Here is a 209-nt window from a genome sequence, read left to right as displayed (position 1 = left end):
TCAAGATCCGTGAAGGACTTAACCAGGTAGTCAATTTCATCTTCGGCAAGCGCCAGCCCCAGGCGCGAGTTGGCTTCCACCAGGGCATCGCGGCCACCAGCGAGAACTGGCACCCTTCCCAGGAGCCGAGGCTCTTCATGGCTGAACAACAGCTCTGCGCCGCCCATCTCATGAAATACTTTCTGGGTCATGCGGTCATGCAGCAGCGC

Annotated in this window: 1 protein-coding gene; it reads right to left on the bottom strand. The window is 58.9% G+C overall.

Features of this window, described 5'->3' with window-relative positions; translation table 11 throughout:
- On the bottom strand, nucleotides 1-209 hold a 209-nt coding region (locus B2W52_RS16135), incomplete at both ends, for a hypothetical protein (protein ID WP_286803737.1).

Source organism: Marinobacter sp. UBA2498, from assembly GCF_002341575.1.
Lineage (GTDB): Bacteria > Pseudomonadota > Gammaproteobacteria > Pseudomonadales > Oleiphilaceae > Marinobacter > Marinobacter manganoxydans.
This window is presented reverse-complemented; position numbering and strand designations above follow the sequence as displayed.